Origin of the sequence: Mesorhizobium sp. M1050, assembly GCF_040318715.1 — a bacterium.
Classification (GTDB): Bacteria; Pseudomonadota; Alphaproteobacteria; order Rhizobiales; family Rhizobiaceae; genus Mesorhizobium.
In genome coordinates, this window is sequence record NZ_JAMYMV010000005.1 from 137417 (window position 1) to 160299 (window position 22883).

At 63.0% G+C, this 22883-nt stretch carries 22 protein-coding genes; 16 read left to right on the forward strand and 6 right to left on the reverse strand.

From position 1 onward, the window contains the following. Positions 1 to 137: 137 nt before the first annotated feature. From NKH57_RS04890 to NKH57_RS04940, 11 genes are all read left to right on the forward strand, one after another. Positions 138 to 1064: a D-alanine--D-alanine ligase gene (locus NKH57_RS04890; protein ID WP_023757013.1), complete on the forward strand. Its 927-nt coding sequence runs from the start codon at positions 138 to 140 to the stop codon at positions 1062 to 1064. Continuing rightward, entirely contained in the window at positions 1052 to 1993 is a 942-nt protein-coding gene (locus tag NKH57_RS04895; RefSeq protein WP_352942204.1) for a cell division protein FtsQ/DivIB, read from the forward strand. The genes NKH57_RS04890 and NKH57_RS04895 overlap by 13 nt, the downstream gene beginning before the upstream one ends. After that, complete coding sequence (ftsA, locus tag NKH57_RS04900; RefSeq protein WP_023757015.1) at positions 1990 to 3297, forward strand: cell division protein FtsA; 1308 nt, start codon at positions 1990 to 1992, stop codon at positions 3295 to 3297. Before NKH57_RS04895 ends, ftsA begins: the two co-directional genes overlap by 4 nt. Positions 3298 to 3363: 66 nt before the next feature. Continuing rightward, the gene (gene ftsZ, locus NKH57_RS04905; RefSeq protein ID WP_023757016.1) at positions 3364 to 5043 is read left to right on the forward strand and encodes a cell division protein FtsZ; all 1680 of its coding nucleotides are present in this window, start codon (positions 3364 to 3366) and stop codon (positions 5041 to 5043) included. Positions 5044 to 5324: 281 nt separating this feature from the next. Continuing rightward, a complete protein-coding gene (gene lpxC, locus NKH57_RS04910) occupies positions 5325 to 6275 on the forward strand; it encodes a UDP-3-O-acyl-N-acetylglucosamine deacetylase (RefSeq protein WP_352727615.1) in 951 nt (316 codons plus the stop codon). A gap of 262 nt (positions 6276 to 6537) precedes the next feature. Continuing rightward, on the forward strand, positions 6538 to 7407 hold the full coding sequence (locus NKH57_RS04915; RefSeq protein WP_013530965.1) for an outer membrane protein assembly factor BamD: 870 nt from the start codon (positions 6538 to 6540) through the stop codon (positions 7405 to 7407). Between the two features lie 226 nt (positions 7408 to 7633). Further along, complete coding sequence (gene recN / locus NKH57_RS04920; protein WP_352942208.1) at positions 7634 to 9307, forward strand: DNA repair protein RecN; 1674 nt, start codon at positions 7634 to 7636, stop codon at positions 9305 to 9307. A gap of 171 nt (positions 9308 to 9478) precedes the next feature. After that, a complete protein-coding gene (ligA, locus tag NKH57_RS04925; RefSeq protein WP_352942211.1) occupies positions 9479 to 11683 on the forward strand; it encodes an NAD-dependent DNA ligase LigA in 2205 nt (734 codons plus the stop codon). Beyond that, on the forward strand, positions 11680 to 12372 hold the full coding sequence (locus NKH57_RS04930) for a DUF2461 domain-containing protein (protein ID WP_352942213.1): 693 nt from the start codon (positions 11680 to 11682) through the stop codon (positions 12370 to 12372). The genes ligA and NKH57_RS04930 overlap by 4 nt, the downstream gene beginning before the upstream one ends. A gap of 350 nt (positions 12373 to 12722) precedes the next feature. Continuing rightward, entirely contained in the window at positions 12723 to 13451 is a 729-nt protein-coding gene (locus tag NKH57_RS04935) for an AzlC family ABC transporter permease (protein ID WP_352486308.1), read from the forward strand. After that, entirely contained in the window at positions 13448 to 13744 is a 297-nt protein-coding gene (locus NKH57_RS04940; protein ID WP_352727619.1) for an AzlD family protein, read from the forward strand. Before NKH57_RS04935 ends, NKH57_RS04940 begins: the two co-directional genes overlap by 4 nt. A gap of 75 nt (positions 13745 to 13819) precedes the next feature. On the opposite strand, the gene NKH57_RS04945 is transcribed toward NKH57_RS04940, so the two are convergent. After that, positions 13820 to 13987 (reverse strand): hypothetical protein, encoded by a 168-nt coding sequence (locus NKH57_RS04945; RefSeq protein ID WP_352727620.1) that lies wholly within the window; start codon positions 13985 to 13987, stop codon positions 13820 to 13822. 112 nt (positions 13988 to 14099) lie between these two features. Between NKH57_RS04945 and NKH57_RS04950 the strand changes: the two genes are divergently transcribed. Continuing rightward, the gene (locus tag NKH57_RS04950; RefSeq protein ID WP_352942217.1) at positions 14100 to 14996 is read left to right on the forward strand and encodes a LysR family transcriptional regulator; all 897 of its coding nucleotides are present in this window, start codon (positions 14100 to 14102) and stop codon (positions 14994 to 14996) included. On the opposite strand, the gene NKH57_RS04955 is transcribed toward NKH57_RS04950, so the two are convergent. The 3 genes from NKH57_RS04955 to NKH57_RS04965 all read right to left on the reverse strand — a co-directional run bounded on the left by NKH57_RS04955 (position 14986) and on the right by NKH57_RS04965 (position 18424). Beyond that, on the reverse strand, positions 14986 to 16830 hold the full coding sequence (locus NKH57_RS04955; RefSeq protein WP_352942219.1) for an aminopeptidase P family protein: 1845 nt from the start codon (positions 16828 to 16830) through the stop codon (positions 14986 to 14988). The genes NKH57_RS04950 and NKH57_RS04955 overlap by 11 nt on opposite strands. A 132-nt stretch (positions 16831 to 16962) precedes the next feature. Further along, entirely contained in the window at positions 16963 to 17835 is an 873-nt protein-coding gene (locus NKH57_RS04960) for a 50S ribosomal protein L11 methyltransferase (RefSeq protein ID WP_023757024.1), read from the reverse strand. 10 nt (positions 17836 to 17845) lie between these two features. After that, positions 17846 to 18424 (reverse strand): SCO family protein, encoded by a 579-nt coding sequence (locus NKH57_RS04965; RefSeq protein WP_352604155.1) that lies wholly within the window; start codon positions 18422 to 18424, stop codon positions 17846 to 17848. A gap of 219 nt (positions 18425 to 18643) precedes the next feature. Between NKH57_RS04965 and NKH57_RS04970 the strand changes: the two genes are divergently transcribed. Beyond that, entirely contained in the window at positions 18644 to 19147 is a 504-nt protein-coding gene (locus NKH57_RS04970) for a CreA family protein (RefSeq protein ID WP_032906885.1), read from the forward strand. 83 nt (positions 19148 to 19230) lie between these two features. Then, positions 19231 to 19872, forward strand: a complete 642-nt coding sequence (locus NKH57_RS04975) for a DapH/DapD/GlmU-related protein (RefSeq protein ID WP_352942223.1) — start codon at positions 19231 to 19233, stop codon at positions 19870 to 19872. A 46-nt stretch (positions 19873 to 19918) separates the two neighbouring features. On the opposite strand, the gene NKH57_RS04980 is transcribed toward NKH57_RS04975, so the two are convergent. Next, positions 19919 to 21025, reverse strand: coding sequence for a LysR family transcriptional regulator (locus NKH57_RS04980; protein WP_352942225.1), 1107 nt, complete (start codon positions 21023 to 21025; stop codon positions 19919 to 19921). Between NKH57_RS04980 and NKH57_RS04985 the strand changes: the two genes are divergently transcribed. Then, complete coding sequence (locus tag NKH57_RS04985; protein WP_352942228.1) at positions 21024 to 21179, forward strand: YjiS-like domain-containing protein; 156 nt, start codon at positions 21024 to 21026, stop codon at positions 21177 to 21179. The genes NKH57_RS04980 and NKH57_RS04985 overlap by 2 nt on opposite strands. A 325-nt stretch (positions 21180 to 21504) precedes the next feature. After that, on the forward strand, positions 21505 to 21930 hold the full coding sequence (locus NKH57_RS04990; RefSeq protein WP_352942231.1) for a low affinity iron permease family protein: 426 nt from the start codon (positions 21505 to 21507) through the stop codon (positions 21928 to 21930). Between the two features lie 3 nt (positions 21931 to 21933). Here the strand turns inward: NKH57_RS04990 and NKH57_RS04995 are convergent, their stop codons facing one another. Further along, a complete protein-coding gene (locus tag NKH57_RS04995; RefSeq protein ID WP_352942233.1) occupies positions 21934 to 22800 on the reverse strand; it encodes an SDR family NAD(P)-dependent oxidoreductase in 867 nt (288 codons plus the stop codon). Between the last annotated feature and the right edge of the window lie 83 nt (positions 22801 to 22883).

Sequence of the window (22883 nt, forward strand, 5' to 3'; positions counted from 1 at the left end):
TTCGAAAGCGTTTCCTGATTTGAGTCGTTCGACGCGTCACCCGCGTTTTCCGTCTGGGGGGCAACCTGCCGGGAGACTCGGACTCAATGTTGCGGAAAATCTTGGTTTTGGTCCGCCGTGAGAGGGGATACCGGGGAATGAAAAGCAAGCATGTGGCTGTCCTGCTGGGTGGTTTTTCGTCCGAGCGGCCCGTGTCTTTGTCTTCGGGAAAGGCTTGTGCCGATGCGCTCGAGCAGGAAGGTTACCCGGTCACCCGTGTCGATGTCGGGCGCGATGTCGGCTCCGTGCTTGCCGAGCTCAAGCCCGATGTCGTCTTCAACGCGCTGCATGGTCCCTTCGGCGAGGACGGTACCGTCCAGGGCATCCTTGAGTATCTCGGCATTCCCTACACTCATTCCGGCGTGCTCGCCTCGGCTCTGGCCATGAACAAGGAGCAGGCCAAGCGGGTTGCCAAATCGGTCGGTATCCCGGTCGCTGAATCGAAGGTCGCCAGCCGCTTCGCCATTCAGAACAAGCACCCGATGAAGCCGCCCTATGTGGTCAAGCCGGTCAATGAAGGCTCGAGCTTCGGCGTCGTCATCGTGCATGAAGGTCAGTCGCATCCGCCGCAGGTGATCGGCTCTTCCGAATGGAAATATGGCGATACCGTCATGGTCGAGCGCTACATCCACGGCCGCGAGCTGACCTGTGCGGTGATGGGTGATGTGGCGCTGGGGGTCTGCGAGATCATCCCGACCGGCCATTCCTTCTACGACTATGATTCAAAATATGTCGCTGGGGGATCAAAGCACGAATGCCCCGCAAAAGTTTCACCGAATATTTACCAAAAAATACAAACACTGGCGCTTAAGGCTCACCAAGCGATCGGCTGTCGGGGCGTTTCCCGATCGGATTTCCGTTATGACGATCGGCATTCCGAAAACGGCGAGATTGTCTGGCTCGAGGTCAACACCCAGCCGGGTATGACGCCGACGTCCTTGGTGCCTGAAATCGCCGCCCAGGCCGGGCACTCGTTTGGCGATTTGTTAAGTTGGATGGTGGAGGACGCTTCGTGTCTGCGTTGAAATGGGGACAGGGTAAGGAGAGGAGCGCGGCCGAGCCGGCGCTGTTCGGCCTGCCGTTGTCATCAGGCCATTTCGTGCTGCCGCGCGTGCTTCGCCGCCCTGTGCGTATTCTGGCCCGTCTCGGTGTTGGGGAATTCCAGGCGCCGCGCTTTTCCGCGGCGATGATGTCGGCTGTGCTGATCGCCTCAGGCAGTGCCTACGGCGCCTATCTCGGCGGCCACGTCGACGGCATCGTCCAGAGCATCACCGCCCGCACCGGCTTTGCCGTCGATCAGGTCAAGGTGGTCGGCAATCGCCAGACCTCGGAGATCGATATCCTCGACAGACTCGAACTCGACGGCTGGACGTCGTTGATCGGCTTCGATGCGGCGGCGGCGCGCGAGCGGATTTCCGGCCTGCCGTGGATCAAGGTCGCGGCGGTGCGCAAGGTCTATCCGCACACGCTGGAAGTGCGTGTCGAGGAGCGCGCCGCCTTCGCGCTTTGGCAGCAGGGTGACGAGCTGTCCGTCATCGAGAGGAATGGCGCCGTGATCGCGCCGTTCTCGGGCGGCAAGCAGGTGCTGCTGCCGCTGCTGATCGGCACCGGCGCGCCGGCGAGCGCGCCCGACTTTCTGGCCAAGATCGAAAAATATCCCGACCTCGCGAACCGGATCAAAGGCTATGTCCGCGTCGGTGAGCGGCGTTGGGACCTGAAACTGGATAATGGCATCACCGTCAAGCTTCCCGAGGACGGCGAGGATCAGGCGCTCGCCGAACTCGTCAAGATGGACCATGACAAGGGCCTGTTGTCGCGCGATATCGCCGCCGTCGACATGCGTCTGACCGACCGGCTGGTCGTGCAGTTGACGCCAGAGGCGGCGACGCAGCGCGAAGCCGCACTCAACGAAAAGCCCAAGAGCCTTAAGCGCAAGCCGGAGACGAAGATATGAGCTGGCTTGGCGGTCATGGCGATGCCTCGTCGCGCCGGTCCGGCACCCTGACGGTGCTGGATGTCGGTTCAAGCAAGGTCTGCTGCATGGTGGCCAAGCTGAAGCCGAGCGATGACGGCAAGCTGCTGCGTGGCCGCTCGCACCGGATCCAGGTGATCGGCATCGGCCATCAGAAATCGCAAGGCGTGAAGTCCGGCGTCGTCGTCGATCTCGATCGTGCCGAGCATGCCATCCGCCTTTCCGTCGATGCGGCCGAGCGCATGGCTGGCCTGACGGTCGATTCGCTGATCGTCAACATGACCGCCGGCCGGCTGAAGAGCGAAGCCTTCTCCGCCACCATCAACCTTGGCGGCCACGAGGCCGACGAGGCCGATATCAAGCGCGTTCTGGGCGCCGGCGCCAAGCAGGCGCTGAAGGCCGAACGCGAGGTGATCCATTCGCTACCCGTCGGCTTCTCGCTGGATGCAGAACGCGGCGTGCGCGATCCGCGCGGCATGGTCGGCGACGCACTCGGTGTCGACATGCATGTGCTGACCGGCGATGCCGCTCCGATGCGCAACCTGGAGCTTTCCATCAACCGTTCGCATCTATCGGTCGAGCGCATGGTGGCGACACCCTATGCCAGCGGCTTGGCGGCCCTGGTCGACGACGAACTGGAAATGGGCGCTGCCTGCATCGACATGGGTGGCGGCACGACGACGATCTCGGTGTTTTCGGAAGGCAAGTTCGTCCATGGCGATGCCATCGCCATCGGCGGCAACCATGTCACGCTTGACATGGCCAAGGGGCTTTCGACCTCGCTCGATGCCGCCGAACGGCTGAAGGTGATGCATGGTTCGGCGCTGCCCGGCAGCGCCGACGACCGCGACCTAGTCTCGATTCAGCCGATCGGCGACGATGGCGATGTGCCTTTGCAGATCCCGCGCTCGGTGATGACGCGCATCGTGCGCGCCCGCATCGACGAGACGCTGGAACTGCTGCGCGATCGGCTGAACAAGTCCGGCTACGGCAATGCGGTGGGCAAGCGTGTCGTTCTGACCGGCGGCGCCAGCCAGCTTGCCGGCCTGCCGGAGGCAGCGCGCCGCATCCTGGGGCGTAATGTGCGCATCGGCCGTCCGCTCGGCGTGGCCGGCCTGCCCGAAGCGGCGAAGGGGCCGGCGTTCTCGGCCGCGGTGGGGCTTCTGATCTACCCGCAGATGGCGAGCTTCGAGAGCCATCCGGCAAAAGGAATTTCCGGTCTCAGAATGACTGGAACGGGCGGAAAACTGCATCGCATGAGTCAGTGGTTGAGAGACAGTTTCTAATTGACGGGGACAGCCCCATAGGCGGCCGCGGCGGCGAAGCGGCGTGAAAGGCAAAGGACGGAGACAATGACCATCAATCTGCAAAAGCCGGACATCACCGAGCTTAAGCCGCGCATCACCGTGTTCGGTGTCGGCGGCGGTGGCGGCAATGCCGTCAACAACATGATCACCGCCGGGTTGCGCGGTGTCGAGTTCGTGGTGGCCAACACCGACGCGCAGGCGCTGACCATGTCGAAGGCAGGCCGCCTGATCCAACTCGGCGCGCACGTCACCGAGGGCCTCGGCGCCGGCTCGCAGCCGGAAGTCGGCCGTGCGGCGGCGGAAGAGTGCATCGACGAGATCCTCGATCACTTGACCAACACCCATATGTGCTTCGTCACCGCCGGCATGGGCGGCGGCACCGGCACAGGTGCTGCTCCGGTCGTTGCCCGCGCAGCGCGCGAAAAGGGTATCCTCACCGTCGGCGTCGTCACCAAGCCGTTCCATTTCGAAGGCCAGCGCCGCATGAAGACAGCGGACTTCGGCATCGAGGAACTGCAGAAGTGCGTCGATACGCTGATCGTCATCCCCAACCAGAACCTGTTCCGGCTGGCCAATGACAAGACCACCTTCGCCGACGCCTTCGCCATGGCCGACCAGGTGCTCTATTCCGGTGTTGCCTGCATCACCGACCTGATGGTCAAGGAAGGCCTGATCAATCTCGACTTCGCCGACGTGCGCTCCGTCATGCGCGAGATGGGCAAGGCGATGATGGGCACCGGCGAAGCTTCGGGCGAGGGCCGTGCGATGGCCGCCGCCGAAGCGGCGATTGCCAACCCGCTTCTCGACGAGACCTCGATGAAGGGCGCAAAGGGCCTGCTGATCTCGATCACCGGAGGCCGCGACCTGACGCTGTTCGAAGTCGATGAGGCCGCAACCCGTATCCGCGAGGAAGTCGACCAGGACGCCAACATCATCCTGGGCGCCACCTTCGACGAGGAACTCGAGGGCGTCATCCGCGTCTCGGTGGTTGCTACCGGCATCGACAAGTCGGCGGCTGAAATCGCCGCGGCGCCGATCTCGATCCGCACGGCGCCTCCGAAGCCGGCCAGCCGCCCGGCCGTTGCCGCACCGGAAAGCCGCCCGGCTCCGGTCCAGCAGACCGCGTACGAACCGCGTGCCATCGACCCGGTCGCCGAAGCCATCCAGTTGGCCGAGGCAAATGCCGCGGCCATGGCACAGGCGCGTCCGGCTCCGGTCGCTCACGCCGAAGATTTCCGCCCGCAGAGCAAGATCTTCCAGGCGCCGCCAGCACAGCCGATGCCGCAGCCGGTGGTCCAGCAGATGCAGCCGGCTCCGCAGCCGCGCGAGATGCTGCGCGAAGCCCCGCAGCCGGTTGCCATGGCGCCGCAGCGCATGCCGCGCGTCGAGGACTTTCCGCCCGTCGTCAAGGCCGAGGTGGATGCCAAGAGCCGCCCGGCCGACCACGAGAACAACAGCGGACCGATGGGCCTGCTGAAGCGCCTGACCAACGGACTGACCCGCCGCGAAGAAGAGCCTGCACGGCTGCAGCCGGCGCAGCCACGCGAACCCAAGCTGCGCCAGGCCGCACCCGAAGTGCGCCGTCTTGCCAGCCAGGACGCGCAGCTCTACGCACCGCGCCGCGGCCAGCTCGACGACCAGGGCCGCCTGACACCGCAGGTGAGGGCGACTCAGGAAGACGATCAACTGGAGATTCCGGCGTTCCTGCGCCGCCAGGCCAACTGATTGGTAAACGGACTGTAATAGTTGTTAACAGGCAAGCGAGGAATCGCTTGCCTGTTAACGTTTTAAATGGTGTGATTTCAATAACTTACACAGTCGCGTCTATCCCGGTTCGCGGTTACACAGAGTAAGAAACCGTGATTTGGAGTCTCCCTGCACGAACACTATCTTCGCTGCCTACCATCGTCGGTTTGCCGGGATTTCGGGGGAAGTTGCCCTGCTTGCCGATTCACACAAGAGCCGCGCCCTCGGGCTGGAGAAGCGGACCTAGGCATTACGGGCTTATGGGGATTGTTTTGCACGACTATCAGACGACATTGAAGACGCGCGCGTCGCTTACCGGCACCGGCGTCCACAGCGGCAAGGAAGTTTCCATCAGCTTCATGCCGGCGGATGCCGACACCGGCATCGTTTTCCAGCTTTTCAGCGGTGCGGAGCAGGGCCGCGAGTTCCGGGCCTTGGTCTCGGAAGTCGGCGCCACCGACCTGTGCACCATGCTTGGTGATCCCGCCGGCGAGCACATCGCCACGGTCGAGCACATCATGGCTGCGTTGCTCGGGCTCGGTATCGACAATGTCGCCATCGAGATCGATGGTTCCGAGGTTCCGATCTTCGATGGCAGCGCCATGGCGTTCGTCGAAGCCATCGACCAGGCGGGCATCGAGACGCTGTCGGTCAAACGGCGCTATATCAGGGTCATCAAGCCGGTCCGCATCGAGAATGGCGCCTCGTGGGCAGAATTCAGGCCCTATGACGGCACCCGTTTCGAGATCGAGATCGACTTCGAAAGCCCGGCAATCGGCCGTCAGCTGTTCGCCTCCGACCTCAATGCCGATATTTTCCGCCGCGACATTGCGCGCGCCCGCACCTTCGGTTTCATGAAGGACGTCGAGCGGTTGTGGGCCGCCGGCTACGCGCTCGGCTCCTCACTGGAGAATTCGCTGGTGATCGGTGACGACAACCGCGTCATCAACATGGGCGGCCTGCGCTATCCCAATGAATTCGTGCGCCACAAGACGCTGGACGCCATGGGCGACCTGGCTTTGGCCGGCGCCCGCTTCATCGGCTGCTTCCGCTCCTATCGCGGTGGCCACAGGATGAATGCCGCGGCACTGCGCCGCCTGCTGTCGGATCGCACCGCGTTCGAAATCGTCGAGACGACACGCCGGGAGCGTGGCCGCAGCGCCGAGATGAACGCTGTCAACGCGCCGCTCTACGCGCCCTGGATGATCTGATTTTCTTATTTTTTCGTGTTCCATGACAGCCGGCCAGTGTTGCAGGAATGCACCACCCGTCGGTGAAATTGCACTGATGTTCAAGCTGTGTCCGGCCGCCACAAAAATGCGCGATTGGCCGGAGATAGCGTTGCCGGGCAAGGCGGTAATGGTTTATGGCTGCTGCCGTCGATTAGTGCATGGCGCTCAAAAGTGGGGACCAGTTTTGAGACAATGGCGTGCAGCAGACATTAAAATAACGCCGAAAGGGCGGAATCCAATCATGTTCTTCAAGCGAGTCGGTCAATTGAAAGCGCCGCAGAGGGCTGTTTTCCTGGCGCTTTCGGTGGTTGTTCCATCGCTCTTCCTGTCGGCCTGCATGTCGTCGGAGAAAGATATCGACCTGTCGACCTATGTCGACCAGACCGAACCGGCCGATGTTCTCTACAATCAGGGCCTTGCCAACCTCAACGCCGGACGCCTTCAAGAGGCGAGCCGCAAGTTCGACGCTGTCGACCGCCAGCATCCCTATTCGGAGTGGGCCCGCAAATCGATGGTGATGGGCGCTTTCGCCGACTATCGCCAGGGCAATTACGACGAGGCGATCGGCTCGGCCAAGCGCTATCTCACGCTCTATCCGTCGACCGACGACGCGGCTTACGCGCAGTACATCATCGGCTTGAGCTACTACCGCCAGATCAAGGACGTGACGCAAGACCAGAAGGAAGCGCGTCAGACCGTGCAGACGATGCAGGATCTGGTGACGCGCTGGCCGACATCGGAATATGTCGACGACGCCAAGGAAAAGATCCGCTTCGCCAACGATCAGCTGGCCGGCAAGGAGATGCAGATCGGCCGCTACTATCTCGAACGCCGTGAATACATCGCCGCCGTCAAGCGCTTCCGCACCGTGGTGGAGAATTATTCCAACACGCGCCATGTCGAGGAGGCACTCGCCCGCCTGACCGAAAGCTATTATGCGATGGGCCTGACCTCCGAGGCGCAGACCGCCGCTGCCGTGCTCGGTACCAACTACCCCGACAGCTCGTGGTACAAGGACTCCTACAAGCTCTTGCAGAGCAATGGGCTTGCACCGCGCGAAAATGCCGGCTCGTGGATATCCAAGGCCGGGAAGATGATCACCGGCGCCTGACCCTAAGCAGACTTCGCGGATTTCGCCTACGCGCCGTCCGCTTGGTTTTCCTGGTTTGTCGCGGGTTGTTGTCGCAAAACCGCAAGGCACTTTTGAGTAACCTGCTTGGAGCCATTCGGACCGAAGCGTGCATGGCGCTTTTTCGGATTGATCCGGTGCTCAAACAAAAAGATAGTGCGGCGCTGCGACTGCAAATGGTCGCGTGCCGTTCTAGATTCGGGTTCTGATGCTTTCCAGACTGTCGATCCGCGATATCGTCCTGATCGAGAAGCTGGATATCGACTTCCAGCCGGGTCTTTCCGTGCTGACCGGCGAAACCGGTGCCGGCAAATCCATCCTGCTCGATGCCTTGTCGCTGGCGCTCGGCGCGCGCGGCGACGCATCGCTTGTGCGCCATGGCGCTGCGCAAGGACAGGTCATCGCCGTCTTCGACGTGCCGCGCAACCATCCGGCCCGCATGCTGCTTGCCGACAACGCCATCGAGGATGACGGCGACATCATCCTGCGCCGTTTGCAGACAGCGGATGGCCGCACCCGCGTCTTCGTCAACGATCAGCCCTCAAGCGTCACCTTGATGCGCGATGTCGGCCGCGCGCTGGTCGAGATCCATGGCCAGCACGATGAACGCGCGCTGGTCGATCCCGGTGCGCACCGCGAGGTGCTCGACGCTTTCGGCGGCCATTTCGGCGCTGTTCGCTCGACGGGCGAGGCATGGCGGCACTGGCGCGCCTGCGAGCAGGAGCTGTCGCGACACCGTGCCAAGGTGGCGGCGGCCGCGCGCGAGGCCGACTATTTGCGCGCAGCGGTCGCGGAACTGACGAAGCTCGATCCGCAGCCGGGCGAGGAGACCGATCTCGCAGAATTGCGCGCGTCGATGATGCGGGCCGAAAAGATCGCATCGGAAATCCATGATGCGCAGGATGTGCTGTCCGGCCCGTCCTCGCCCTTGCCGCAATTGGCGAGCCTGCTGAGACGGCTGCAGCGCAAGGTGACTGAGGCGCCGGGCTTGCTCGATGACGTGGTCAAGTCGCTCGACGAGGCGATGCTGTCGCTCGACGCGGCGCAATCGGGCGTCGAGGCAGCGCTGCGCGCCACCGAATATGATCCGCAACGGCTGGAGAAGGCGGAGGAGCGGCTGTTCTCGCTGCGCGCCGCCTCGCGCAAGCACAGCGTCGCCGTCGATGACCTGGCGCAGCTGCGCGACACGATGGTTGCCGACCTTGCCGATCTCGATGCCGGCGAGGAACGCCTGCACGGGCTGGAAAAGCAGGCCGCAGCGGCGCGCGAGACCTATGACATCGCCGCCGCACAGCTATCCTCGCTTCGTCATGCCGCGGCTATCGGTCTGACCAAGGCGGTCATGGCGGAATTGCCGGCGATGAAGCTCGAACGCGCCGCTTTTATCGTGGAGATGAAAAGCGAGGCCGAGAGCCGCATGGAAGAGGGCATTGACCAGATCGAGTTCTGGGTGCGCACCAACCCAGGCACGCGGCCCGGGCCGATGATGAAGGTCGCGTCCGGCGGCGAGCTTTCGCGTTTCCTTTTGGCGCTGAAGGTAGCGCTGGCCGATCGTGGCTCGGCGCCGACGCTGGTCTTCGATGAAATCGACACCGGCGTGGGCGGCGCCGTCGCGGACGCCATCGGCCAGCGGCTGGCGCGGTTGTCGAAGCGCGTCCAGGTGCTCTCGGTGACGCATGCGCCACAGGTGGCGGCGCGCGCGGCGACTCATTTCCTGATCTCCAAATCCGGTACCACCGACCGTGTCGCCACCGGCATTGCCGAGATGGACCGGCCGGCGCGGCAGGAAGAGATCGCGCGCATGCTGGCCGGCGCCACCATCACCGACGAGGCCCGCGCCGCCGCCGAGCGGCTGCTGCGTGAGAACACTGTCGCTTCCTGACGACGCTGCTTCTCGATCGGGATTGCTTCCAGCTGGTCAAATCCGGCGGCCCAACAGAGTCAGCATATGGCTCCATCCCGCTGTTTAGGCGTGGTTTTGTCAGAATTTCAGCTCCCGTCCATCCGAATCCTGATCTATTGTCCCGAGCCAACAGCAGCCAGGTGCAAAACCATGTCCGAGAAGCCAGTTGATGCCCTGACCGAAATCGAGGCCGAAGCCGAGCTGAAGCGCCTGGCGGAACAGATCGCCGAGCACGACCGGCGTTACCACACCGAAGACGCGCCTGTTATCTCGGACGCTGAGTATGACGCGCTGGCGCGGCGCAATCTCGCCATCGAGGAGCGCTTTCCGGCGCTGGTGCGCGAAGATTCGCCCTCGCGCAGAGTTGGTGCGGCACCGGCGGAAGGCTTTACCAAGGTGCGCCATGCGGTGCCGATGCTCAGCCTCGCCAAGGCCTATACAGACCAGGATGTCATCGATTTCATCGAGCGTGGCCGGCGGTTCTTCGACCGCGACAAGGATCTCGACATCGCCTTCACGGCCGAGCCGAAGATCGACGGGCTGTCGGCTTCGCTGCGCTACGAAAAGGGCGCATTCGTGCAGGGTGCGACGCGCGGCGACGGTGCCGTCGGCGAGGATATCACCGCCAATTTGAGGACGATTGCCGACATCCCGGCGAAACTGAAAGGCTCGGGCTGGCCCGAAATCATCGAGATCCGTGGCGAGGTCTACATGACCTATGCGGAATTCGAAGCGTTGAAGCAACGCTCGGCGGCAGTCGGCGGCCAAGATTACGTCAATCCGCGCAACACGGCGGCCGGGTCGCTGCGCCAGAAGGATCCGTCCGTCACCGCCAGCCGCAACCTCAAGTTCTTCGCCTATGCCTGGGGCTACACGACAGCGGATCCTGCTCCGACCCAGTATGATTCGGTACAGAAGTTCGCGGAGTGGGGATTCAAGATCAGTCCTCTGATGGTACGGGCGAAATCGGCCGATGACCTGATCGAGCATTATCATCGGATCGAGGAGCAGCGCTCGGCGCTGGGCTACGACATCGACGGCGTCGTCTACAAGGTCGACCAGTTGGAGCTGCAGCGCAGATGGGGCTTCGTCACCGGCGAGCCGCGCTGGGCCGTCGCGCACAAATTTCCGGCCGAACAGGCGATGACGACGGTGCTCAAGATCGATATCCAGGTCGGCCGCACGGGCACGCTGGCGCCGGTTGCGCGGCTGGCGCCGGTCACGGTCGGCGGCGTCGTGGTCGAGAACGTCACGCTGCATAATGAGGACTACATCAAGGGCCTGGACAGCACCGGCCAGCCGATCCGCGACGGCATCGACGTGCGCATCGGCGACACGGTGGTGATCCAGCGGGCCGGCGATGTCATTCCGCAGATCGTCAGCGTCGTCATCGACAAGCGGCCGCCCGATGCCGTGCCATACGAGTTCCCGCACACCTGTCCGATCTGCGGTTCGCCGGCGACGCGCGAGATCAACGAGAAGACCGGCAAGGAAGACTCCCGCCGGCGCTGCACCGGCGAACTGATTTGTCCGGCGCAGGCGGTGGAAGGATTGCGCCACTTCGTGTCACGTGGCGCCCTGGATATCGAAGGCCTGGGAGCGGAGAACATAGACACTTTCTTCAATGCGGGATTGATCAAGACTGCCGCCGATATCTTCACGCTGAGGGATCGCCGTCCGGCGGTCACCAGAGCACTCGCTGAACGGCGCGAGGAGCAGGCGAGGCAGCGCGAGGCCGCATCGGGCAAGACGCGCAAGAATGTGCGCAGCGTCGAGGACCGCAATTACGAAGGGCTCGACAAGCTGTTCGCGGCGATCGACTCGCGCCGCGAGCCGGAGCTCGACCGCTTCATCTTCGCGCTCGGCATCCGCCATATCGGGGAAACCACGGCCGCAGTGCTTGCCCGGACGTTCTCGACCATCGAGGAGCTGATCCGCGTCGGCAAGGCGACGGCGGCCGCTGCCGATCCGCACAGTGTTTTTCCATCGGTCAACGGCATCGGCGACACGGTTATCAATGCGCTGCGCGATTTCTTCGGCAATCAACGCAATGACGTCGTGCTCGACGCGCTGCTCAAGCAGGTCAGGCCGAAGCCCTATATCGTCAACGTCTCGGCCGACAGCGAGGTCGCCGGCAAGACGATCGTATTCACAGGCTCACTGGAGAAGATGACACGCTCCGAAGCCAAGGCGATGGCGGAGCGTCTCGGCGCCAAGGTCGCAGGCTCGGTTTCGGCGAAGACCGATCTTGTCGTGGCCGGCCCCGGTGCCGGCTCCAAGCTGAAGCTCGCCAGCGAACACGGCATCGAGGTGATCGACGAGGACGCCTGGCTGGCGCGGATCGGCAAGGCATGACTGGATCGTTCACCGGCTTCGGCCCCAAAGCCATTCCGTTCCTTAAGGCGCTGGATTTCCACCAGAGCCGCGAGTGGTTCCTGGAGAATCGCGATATTTTCGAAAAGGATTTGCGCGATCCCTTCGGCGATCTTGTCGAGACGCTGACGGAGCGCTTCGCGAAGGCCGACATCGGCCTGCGCGGCGACCGCAAGAAATCACTGTTCCGGATCAATCGCGACGTGCGCTTCGCCAAGGACAAGCGGCCCTACAACCGGCATCTGTCGGCCATCCTGTCGCCCGACGGCACGAAGATGGAGCAGGGGGTGTTCTACGTCCATATCGGGCTGGAGCGCTGCTTTGCCGGCGTCGCCTGGTGGCAGCCGGAGCCGGCGCTGCTGCTGGCGATGCGAAAAGCCATCGCGACAAAGCCGGACAGGTTTCGTGCCCTGGTGGCGGCGTTGAAGAACAACCGTCTTGAACTCGAGACGGAAGGCTGCATGAAGCGCACGCCACGCGGCTTCGAGCATGTCAGCGATGCTGATCTGGTCGCCGCCATCCGCAACCGGCATTTTGTCGTCCAGCACCTCATCGATCAGGCGGGAATCCATACGGCTGATCTGGTAGACGAGCTCGTCGATTTCACCTTGCGTGCCAAGCCGCTGCTCGACTGGGGCCGAGCGATCGAGGGCAAGGTTTCGGAGCATTGAGCCACCCCGTAGCCGTTTCGGGCTTCAAGTCGAAGCGAGGGCCGATGCACGGCCTGGTTGCTTTGTGAGGGCAGTTATGCTATGTATTTGGTTATGGTGCTGATTTGCGCCAACGACCCGCCACAGAGGCGGGTTTTGCGTTTCAGGCCCCGGCGCCGTCCAGCACAGCCGTTGCAGCACAGGCACGTGCGCCTGCACGGGGCCAACTGAATCAGGGAATCACACGGCGCGCGTATCGCGGCCTTGCTAGATCAGGACATATCAGTTTCGCTGATTTGTTGGCTCAAGCGAATTCGTCTGACTTTTCAACCGCGCACCCCTAAATACCGGCGCGACGTTAGGAATGTGACATGTCGGCTGAGACCTTGACTACGAATTCCGTGAACAGCGATTTCTGGCAAGGTGTTCGGCTCTCGATGCCTGTCGTGGTGGCGTCGGCGCCGTTCGCGGTGTTGTTCGGCGCGCTCGCCGTCGACAATGGCTTCTCGGTCCTCGAAGCCTTCCTGATGAGCGCGCTGATCTTCGGTGGCGCCAGCCAGATGGTCGGCATCCAGCTGTTTGGCCAGCATGTGGCGCCGTGGTTGATCGTGCTGTCGATCTTTGCCGTCAATTTCCGCCATGTGCTCTATTCCGCCGGCATCGGCCGGCGCATCGCGCACTGGCCCGTCATCAGCCAAGCGCTCGGCTATTTCATCCTTACCGATCCGCAGTTCGCGGTGGCCGAGGCGAGGGCGCAATCCGGCCAGACGGTCGGCTTTGCCTGGTATCTGGGACTTGGACTGCCGGTCTACCTGTTCTGGATCGTCGAAAGTGCGCTTGGCGCGGTGTTCGGCAAGCTTATCCCCGACACGCATGCGCTGGGCATCGACTTCCTGCTGCCGATCTATTTTCTTGGTCTGGTGCTGGGCTTCCGCAAGCGGCCGCTGTGGCTGCCGGTGGTCATCGCCAGTGGCGCCGCCTCGATCATCGCCTACAAGACGGTGGGCTCGCCCTGGCATGTCTCGATCGGCGCGATTGCCGGTGTGCTGCTGGCGGTCATCCTGCCTCCCCACCACAGCGGCGTGAAGGCACGGCCATGAGCACGACATTCTGGATTATCATCGCCGGCGCGATCGCCACCTATCTCACGCGCATTGGTGGGCATCTGGTCATCTCCCGCTTCGACACCATCCATCCGCGCGTCGAGGCAGGCCTCAATGCCGTGCCGGCGGCGGTGCTGACGACGCTGGTGGCGCCGGAGCTGTTGAATGCCGGACCGGCGGAATGGGCAGCGTTGGTCGTCACATCAGTGGTTTCGCTGCGTGGCGGACTGATGTCGATGTTCCTGGCGGGGGCTGCGGTGCTGATCGTCGCTCGGCAGATCGTCGGGTGATCGACTTTTACCTTCGCGATAAGCCACGCATGCGCTTCGTCTAAGCGCCGACGAGCAGGCGAACGCAAACCCTCGTCAGGGGCGCTTCCTGAACATCGCAGCGACCCGGACCACGCCCAGCCAGATCGACTCCGACCTCTCCTGATGGGCGCGGCGTACGGCGCCAGCATAGATGATCTCACGCTGTTTGGGCGTCAGCGCGTTAAGTTCGATGGGCCGACGGCCGAAGGGTTCAGATACCATTTCGATCTCCGTGGCTGGCTGTCTTGATCGGTGCCAACACCGGCAATTTACGTGATGCGATTCATCACATACAATGAATAATCAAGATGTCTTTATTCTCTAGGAGAGATGGATGGACCTGTCGGATCTCCGCATTTTCCGCATGGTGGTGCGCGAGGGCGGAATCACCAGGGCGGCGGAAAAGCTGTTTCGTGTGCAGTCGAACGTGACCACACGCGTCCGGCAGCTCGAAGAAGATCTGGGTGTGCGGTTGTTTATCCGCGAGGGCAAGCGATTGCACGTGTCGCCTGCCGGCCGACGGTTGATCGAATATGCGGACCGGTTGTTGGCGCTTGCGGAGGAGGCCCGAACAGCAGTGCTTGATCCGCGCCCACGCGGCACTCTGCGGCTTGGCGCCATGGAAAGTACCGCCGCGGCTCGACTTCCTGGTCTCCTCGCCGAGTACCACGCATGCTATCCCGAAGTAGAGATCCAACTGCGCACCGGCAACCCGCAGGTTCTCGCGGCCGCAATGCTTGCCGGCGAACTCGACGCCGCGCTCGCAGCCGAGCCAATCGCCGACAATCCGTTCGAAAAACAACCTGCATTTCGAGAGGAATTGGTCATTGTCTCGGCGGCATCGCGCGTTTCAGTCGAGAACCGCCTTGATATGCCCAAAACCATGATTGCCTTTGAACATGGCTGCCCGCATCGCAAGAGACTGGAAGAATGGTATACGCGCCGAGGGTTTATGGCCGAGCAAATCATTGAACTCGGTTCATACCATGCCATGCTTGGTTGCGTGGTTGCTGGTATGGGCATAGCGCTGATGCCGAAAAGTGTGCTTTCGGGTTTTCCTGAATGCGGCAGGCTGCGGCTGCATGAACTACCTTCGGAAGAAGACAATGCACTCACAGTATTGTTCTGGCGCAAGGGGGCCAGTTCTCCCAATGTTCAGGCTTTGCGGGAGATGCTTGCAAAACAAGGCCCCCCAATCTCAGCCAAAACAGCCACTGCGACTACTGCTTGAGATCGTGCGGCAGCGGCGCCGTCGCTTTCTCCAACCAGGCCAGCGTCTCGCCGTCGAGCATCGGTCCGATCTCGGCCAGCACGCGCGCATGATAGGTGTCGAGCCAATGCAGTTCGTCGCGCGTCAGCAAATCCGATCGCACCAGCCTGGTATCGATCGGCGCCAGCGTCAGCGTCTCGAAGCCGTGCATGGCGATGTCGCCGCCCTCGATCGCTTCGGCCGGCGTGACCAGAATGAGGTTCTCGATGCGAATGCCGTAGGCACCTTCCTTGTAGTAGCCCGGCTCGTTGGACAGCATCATGCCTTCCAACAGTTTTTCGGTGCCGGTGCGGGCAATGCGCTGCGGCCCTTCATGCACGGCCAGATACGAGCCGACGCCATGGCCGGTGCCGTGGGCGAAGTCGCAGCCGTGCTTCCACAGCGCCATGCGGGCGACGGCATCGATTTCCGAGCCGCGCGTGCCGGCGGGGAAGCGCAGTGTGGAAATGCCGATCATGCCTTTCAGCACCAGCGTGAAACGCTCGCGCATCTCCTCAGTCGGCTGGCCGATCGGCACGGTGCGCGTGATGTCGGTGGTGCCGTCCTGATACTGCGCACCGGAATCGAGCAGGAACAGTTCGCCGGCCTTAAGCTTTCGGTTGGTGGCGCGCGATACGCGGTAGTGCATGATGGCGCCGTTCGGGCCGGCGCCGGAAATGGTGTCGAAGGCGACGTCGCGCAGCGGCATCTGGGTTTCTTCACCTGTCTGCCGGCGCGTCTCCTCCAGCCTGGTGACGACGGATATCTCGTCGAGCGAGCCGGGCTTCTGCCGCTCCAGCCAGCACAAAAGCTTCGCCACGGCGGCGCCATCACGGCGATGCGCGGCGCGCGAGCCGTTGATCTCGGCCTGGTTCTTGGTGGCCCGCGGGATGCGGGCGGGGTCGGGTGCCGCAACCACCGTGCCGCCATTGGCCTCGACCAGCATGCGCAGCCTGTCGGCTGCCAGCACGGGGTCGAGCGCGATTTTCGCGCTACTCTTTGCGAGGGCCACGATCGCCGCTTCGAATTCGCTGGGCTCATGCGGTTCGGCGAGCTGGGTGAGGTAGGCCGCGACCTGACGCGAGAATTTGCGCCGGTCCATGAAAAGCTGGTGCGACCCGTCGGCGGCGAGGATTGCGAAACCAAGAGCCAGCGGCGTGTGCGGCACGTCGCCGCCTCGAATGTTGAAGGCCCAGGCGATGGAGGAGGGGTCGGTCAGCACGGCGTGGGTGGCGCCCTCCTTGGCGATCGCGGCCGCCAGACGCGCCAGCTTGTCCTTGGCGAGCTCACCGGCAAAGCCGATCGGGTGAAGTTCGACGGGTGCCACCGGCGCGTCGGGCTGGTCCTTCCAGACGATGTCGATCGGGTTCCTGTCGAGCGGCACCAGCACGGCGCCTGACTTGTCGGCCGAGGCCTGCAGCGCCTTGACGTCGCTGATCGTGTGCAGCCATGGGTCGAAGCCAAGCCGCGCGCCCTTGCCGAGGTTTTCCTTGAGCCAGACGGCGGGCGGGTTATCGACCAGGCTTTCGATTGCAAAAATGTCGAGATCGACCTCGCCCCGCACCTGCAGCGTGTAACGCCCGTCGACGAAGACGAAGGCGCGGTCGCGCAGGACGATGGCGACGCCGGCCGAGCCACTGAAGCCGGTCAGCCATTTCAACCGCGCCGAACGATCGGCGACATATTCACCCTGGTGCTCGTCGGCGCGCGGCACGATGAAGCCATCCAGCCCGTTGGCTTCAAGCCATTGGCGCAGCAGCCCCACGCGCGGTTTGCCGACGGCCGGGTCGCCCGCGGAATCGAAGGTCTGGAACATGGTGGCCTCCTGCAGTCAGCACAACCGTAGCGTAAGGTCGCGGAAACCGGAATCGATTTCCGGCAGCGGCAAATTGCTACGGCATCGCTTGGCTGACAACCGGCGGACCTTGGTCCAAGCTCGTTGTCGGCTTCAATGTTTGAGGTGGATCGTCACCCAGCCTTCGCGATGCAGGGTCCTGACATGCCGGAAGTTCTGGCCGACATAGGCCGAGACGACGGCGTCGCGCTGCCGCTCGAGGATGCCCGACAGCACGATCGAGCCACCGAGGGCGATGTGATCGGCCATTTGCGGGGCCAGCCGCATCAGCGGCCGTGCCAGTATGTTGGCGACGATGAGATCGAAAGGCGCGCGTTTGCCGAAGATCGGGTGGTGAAAGCCTGGAGCGGTCACCGTTTCCACCAGCGCCTTGACGTGGTTGAGCCGCGCATTGGCGGCCGCCACTCTCACCGCCACAGGATCGATGTCGGTGGCCAACACGGGAATACGCGCCAGCTTGGCGACGGCAATTGCCAGCACAGCACTACCGGTGCCGAGGTCGAGCGCGTTGCGCGGGTGCTCGCGCCGGACCACTTTTTCCAGCATTTCCAGGCAGCCGGCCGTGGTGCCGTGGTGACCGGTGCCGAAGGCGAGGCCGGCCTCTATCTCGATTGCGAACTCGCCGCTATGGCGTTTTTTGCGATCATGCGAGCCGTGGACGAAGAAACGGCCAGCGCGCACCGGCTTCAGCCCTTCCAGCGAGCGTGCCACCCAGTCGATGTCAGGCAGGCTCTCGCGCTCGATCGGCTTCGACAGGGAAAGGCCAGCAAGGATGTCCTTCAAGCGGGCCTCGACCGCATCGACGTCGCCATCGGCGTAGAGCGACACTTCGTGGATGTCATTGTCCTCGTCGACCTCAAGCAGGGCGATTGGCAGGCCTTCATCCTCGAAGGCCGCTTCGAGCGCATCGAAAATGCGGATCGACTCGATCTTTCCGATGGAGAAGTAGAGGCGCGTCTGGGTCATGAAATGATGATCAGCTTTTCGCCGCCAGCAGCTTCAGCTTGGTCATGGCCGTTTCCGAACTTTCGCCATAGGCGATGGTGCCGGCAAAGTCACCCTTGGCGTTGAGCAGCAGCACCGAAGCCGTGTGGTCCATCGTGTAGTCGCCGTCGCCCGTGTCGACCTTCTTCCAGTAGATGCCGAACGACTTGGCCATGGCATGGACCTTGTCTGGATCGCCTGTGATGCCTGTGATCCGATCGGAGAAATTGCTGACATAGGCGTTCACCACCTCTGGCGTGTCGCGCTCCGGATCGATCGAGACGAAATAGGCGTGCAGGTTCTTGCCGTTGTCGCCGAGCGTCTTCAGCCAACCGGCCAACTCGAACAGCGTGGTCGGGCAGACCTCGGGGCAATGGGTGAAGCCGAAGAAGACGACGCTGGGCTGACCCCTGAAGGCAGCCTCGGTGATCGGCGCGCCTTTCTGGTCGACCAAGGTAAAGGCGGCGCCGAAAGGCTCGCCGCCATAGTGGCCACGGTACCAGTCGAAGGTCAGCCAGCCGATGCCGGCCGCCATCAGGACGAGAATGCCGATCAGGATAGAACGCATCATCAGTAAGGTCCGTCTTGCAATTTCTTCGGCGTGCCGGCCAAGACCAGGCGAGCCCTTGGTTCGGCGAACAGTCTTAGCGGTTTGACCGGGTACACGCAAAGGTGCCGCGTTGACGCAACCGGCCATGGCGGATGCGGCGTTTTCATCCGGTGCCGCCGCTTGCAATGCCGTGCTCTTCGCCCCACCTGAGACCGGCAAACTCGAACCCCGGAGGCTATCTTGCAAGGATCGATTGGGCGAAAACTGCTCGGCGGCGCCCTAGCCGCGTGCCTTGTCCTCGGCGCCGGTGCGGCCCTTGCCGATGAAGTCGGCAAGGTCGGGGTCGATTGGCTCGGCAACGACATCGTCGTCGAGGCGATCAAGGATCCGAAGGTGGAGGGCGTGACCTGCCACGTCTCCTATTTCGATCGCGGCATCATCGATCGCCTGCACAAGGGCAACTGGTTCGAGGATCCGTCCGATTCTTCGATCTCCTGCCGCCAGACCGGTCCGATCATCATCGGCGACATCGACATGAGCGAACGCGGCGAGGAAGTGTTCAAGCAAGGCATCAGCCTGATCTGGAAGAAGCAGGTGGTGAACCGCATCTACGACAAGGCCAACGAGACGCTGATCTATCTCTCGCATTCGCGCCAGGTTCAGAACGGCTCGGCCAAAATGTCGGTCACCACCGTGCCGCTCTATGGCCAGAACGTGGTGTGGAGCAAAGGCAAGCCTCAATAGGGGCTTCAGCTCTTTCGCGGAACCGGTAGACGGACGATTGGTCCCGCTTGCGGGACCAATCGCTCTGACGTAAAGCCGCCGGCATGGATCGTTCCGAAAATCTCGTCCCGAAGGATTCCGAGCCGCGCATCCATCCGACCGCGGAACTGAAGGCGTGCAAGCTCGGCCGCTATGCCTCGATCGGCGAGCGGGTGGTGCTGCGCGAGGTGAGCGTCGGCGACTTCTCCTATTTCGAACGCCATTCGGAAGCGATCTACACGACGATCGGAAAATTCTGCTCGATCGCCGCCAACAGCCGCATCAATGCTCTGGAGCATCCCATCGAGCGGCTGACACAGCACAAGGTCAGCTACCGGCCGAACGAGTATTTTCGCTGGCTGGGCGTCGATGCTGCATTCCGCGCACGGCGGCAGGCGAAAGCAGTCACCATCGGCCACGATGTCTGGATCGGCCATGGTGCGGTGATCATGCCCGGCGTCACCATCGGCAATGGCGCCGTCATTGGCGCCAACGCGGTGGTGACACAGGACGTGGCGTCCTATGCAATCGTTGCAGGCGTGCCGGCGAAGGCGCTCAGATCTCGCTTTCCGGCCGTCATCGCGGCCCGGATCGAAGCTCTCGCCTGGTGGGATTGGCCGGTCGAAAAGCTCGCCAGAGCGGTTCCCGACATGCAGGCAATGCCGATCGAGGCATTCCTTGACCGCTGGGAAAACGAGGGGGCCTGACCTTCCGCAGATGCGGCTCAGTTGGCGGCCAATCGACGCCCAAGGCTTACCGGATCGGCGTCTCGCCACGAAACAGCGGCTGGTGCGCCCGCATCAAGGCGGCAATCCGGTCGGCGACCTTTCGTACCGGCGGGGAGTGACGTTCCTCGTGATGGGTGACGATCCATTGGTCGGTTTCGAGCTCGGGGATAGGCTGAGCGACGCGAACCAGGCGCGGGTCGCCGTCACCGACGAAGCACGGAAAGACCGAAAGGCCGGCGCCGGCGGCCACCAGTTCGCGCACCGAATGGGTGTTGTTGCCGCGCACGGCGATGCGGTCGCCGTGATGGACCTGTAGCCAGCGCGCCGAGGCAATGTTCGCCCCATCGCCGGTGACGCCGACGAACAAGCCGGCGGCGATGCCATTGATCAGGTGGCGTCCGGAATAAATGGCATGGGCGACCTTGCCGCTCTGACGGCCGGCCAGCCACTGCTCGGTCGGGCGGTCGCTGCGGATACCGATGTCGGCGGCACGGCGACCGATGTCGACCCGGTCGGTGGTGGTGACGAGTTCCACTCTTATGCCGTCGTCGACCGTCCAGATCTCGCCGATATGGGCGGAAACGAAGGCCGAAGTCCACGGCCCGGCCGACACACGGACAATGCGGTCGGGCAGGCTTCCTTCGCGCCAGCGGGTCAGCGACTGCATTGCTGCCTCGACGTCTTCGGCGCGCCGCAGCAGTTCTTCACCGACCGGGGTCAGCCGGTAGCCGGTCTGCTGACGCACGAACAGCGGTTCGCCGACCTGCCTTTCGAGCGCGGTGACGCGTCGTCCAAGGGTGGCTGCGCTGAGGCGCGTGGTTCCTGTCGCTGCGCTCAAGCCACCCAGCCGCGCAACGACGAGAAACAATCTTAGATCGTCCCAGCCAATGTCCATTTTGCAGAAATGAAAAACTTCTTGCGACCGTGGCTGTAGCGCGAAGCCGGCATCACGCGCAAGTATGCAGGCATTGGAAGCATTGGACAATCCTGCTTGGCGGGATAGCGACAAGCGCTTCGGCTGGCCGACGAGCCAGCGCAATCCTTTCGATCGCGCATACGCTTCGCGCAGATGCTTTGCGCTTTCGACCAATCCGAGCGCGCGGCCATTTTGCGCGCCAAAGGAGACGATCATGTTGTATGAACTTCGATCCCATTTCGCCCGCTGGCTTGCCTATCGCCGGACGCTTGCGAGTTTGAGGCAGGCGCCGGACAGCACATTGGCGGATGCCGGCATTTCTCGCGAAGAGATCCGCGAGCGTGCCCGCCAAGCCAGCTTGCGATTTTGAGACAATGGAGGCGGGCATGCAGATGATGGAGCTTTGGGAAGGTCGCTCGGTACCGCGCATCGGGATTCGTCCAGCGCTTCAGGGGAACCGTTCTGCGCGCCCTCCGGAGTGAAACCCCTTCCGCCATGCGGGGGTGGCGCGGCGGAAGGGGCCGCTGTGAAGCGGGAGGAACAGGCACTCTTGCCTGCACCGTTACTGTGCCAGTAAACCAATAAAGTGTGGCTTTGCCGCAATTCTCCATATGCGTGCATTAAATTGTATTGTTTGCGCGGGGAACCTCGAGCGGTCGCCGATTGTTTCTCATCGCGGCAAGGGATTTCGATAGATGGAAAAGCATTTCACCAAGATCGCCAACTGGGTCGCCCATGTAACCGGCCTGCCGCTGACATTTGCCGTCTGCTGCCTGATCGTCGTCGTCTGGGCGATGACCGGTCCGTTCTTCGGCTTTTCGGATACTTGGCAATTGGTGATCAATACTGGCACAACCATCATCACCTTCCTGATGGTGTTTCTCATCCAGAACACCCAGAACCGCGACGGCGCAGCGATCCAGGCCAAACTCGACGAACTGATCCGGGTCGGCAAGGGCCACAACCACTTCATCGGTATCGAACACCTGACCGAATCCGAAGTCGAGGAAATCCGCGAGAAATGCGAGCGTGCGGCGAAGCGGCATGACGAGAATATCGCCGCCATGGCGGCCAAGAAGGCCGTGGAGCAGAAGCGCGGGTCGAAAAAGCACGCGGCCTGAAGATCAGCCTTTCATGAACGCCGCGAACGACTCCTTGTAGTCCGGGTGCCAGCGCGAGAGGGCAGGGCGGTTTTCGATGATGTCGCCGATCGCCCACGCCATGCGCTTCTCATCCAACGGCCGCGCCGCCTCATTGTCCGGGCACAAGATGTAAAAGTCGCCCCTGGTCAGCGATTCCAGCATGAAATCAATGACCTGTTCGCCGGTCCAGGCACCGGCCGGTTTTTCCGTCGCGCCTTCGGTCAGGCCGGTATAGGTGAAGCCGGGGATCAGCAGATGGGCTGCGACATGGGCGCCGGGTTCGTTGCGTAGTGCATGCGCCAGGCCTTCGGTGTAGGTCTTCACCGCGGCCTTGGAGACATTGTAGGCGAGGTTGCCGGGCGGCGTGGTGATGCCTTGCTTGGAGCCGGCGTTGACGATCAGGCCCGGCTTGGCCGAGGCCAGCATACGCGGCGCGAAGGCCCCGACGCCATGCACGACGCCCCAGAAATTGATGTCCAGCAGTCGTTTCCAGGCATCGCGATTTTCCCAGGGCTTTCCGGGATTGTCGCCGACGCCGGCATTGTTCATCAGCAGCGACACATCGCCGAAGCCGCCGAACGCCCGTTCGGCGAGGCGGTCCACCTCATCCGCCTTCGAAACGTCGGCGGCGACGGCAAGCACGGCATCATCTCCGGCAATCGCGGCGACGGCGCGCGAGGCGTCGTCAAGGCGCGCGCCTCCAATGTCGGCCAGCACGATCTTCATGCCCATCGATGCAAGCCGCTTGGCGGCCGCAAGACCGATGCCGCTGGCGGCGCCCGTGATGACGGCGGCGTTGCCTCGGCCAAGCGCGGGCAGGACTGTCTGGATCTCGGCGTCGGTGATCATGGGTGATGGTTCCTTGCTGCGATGGCGCCGAACTTAGCGCCCGAACGGGCTTGCGCAAGCCTCTGCTCGCCCTGTTTGGGTTG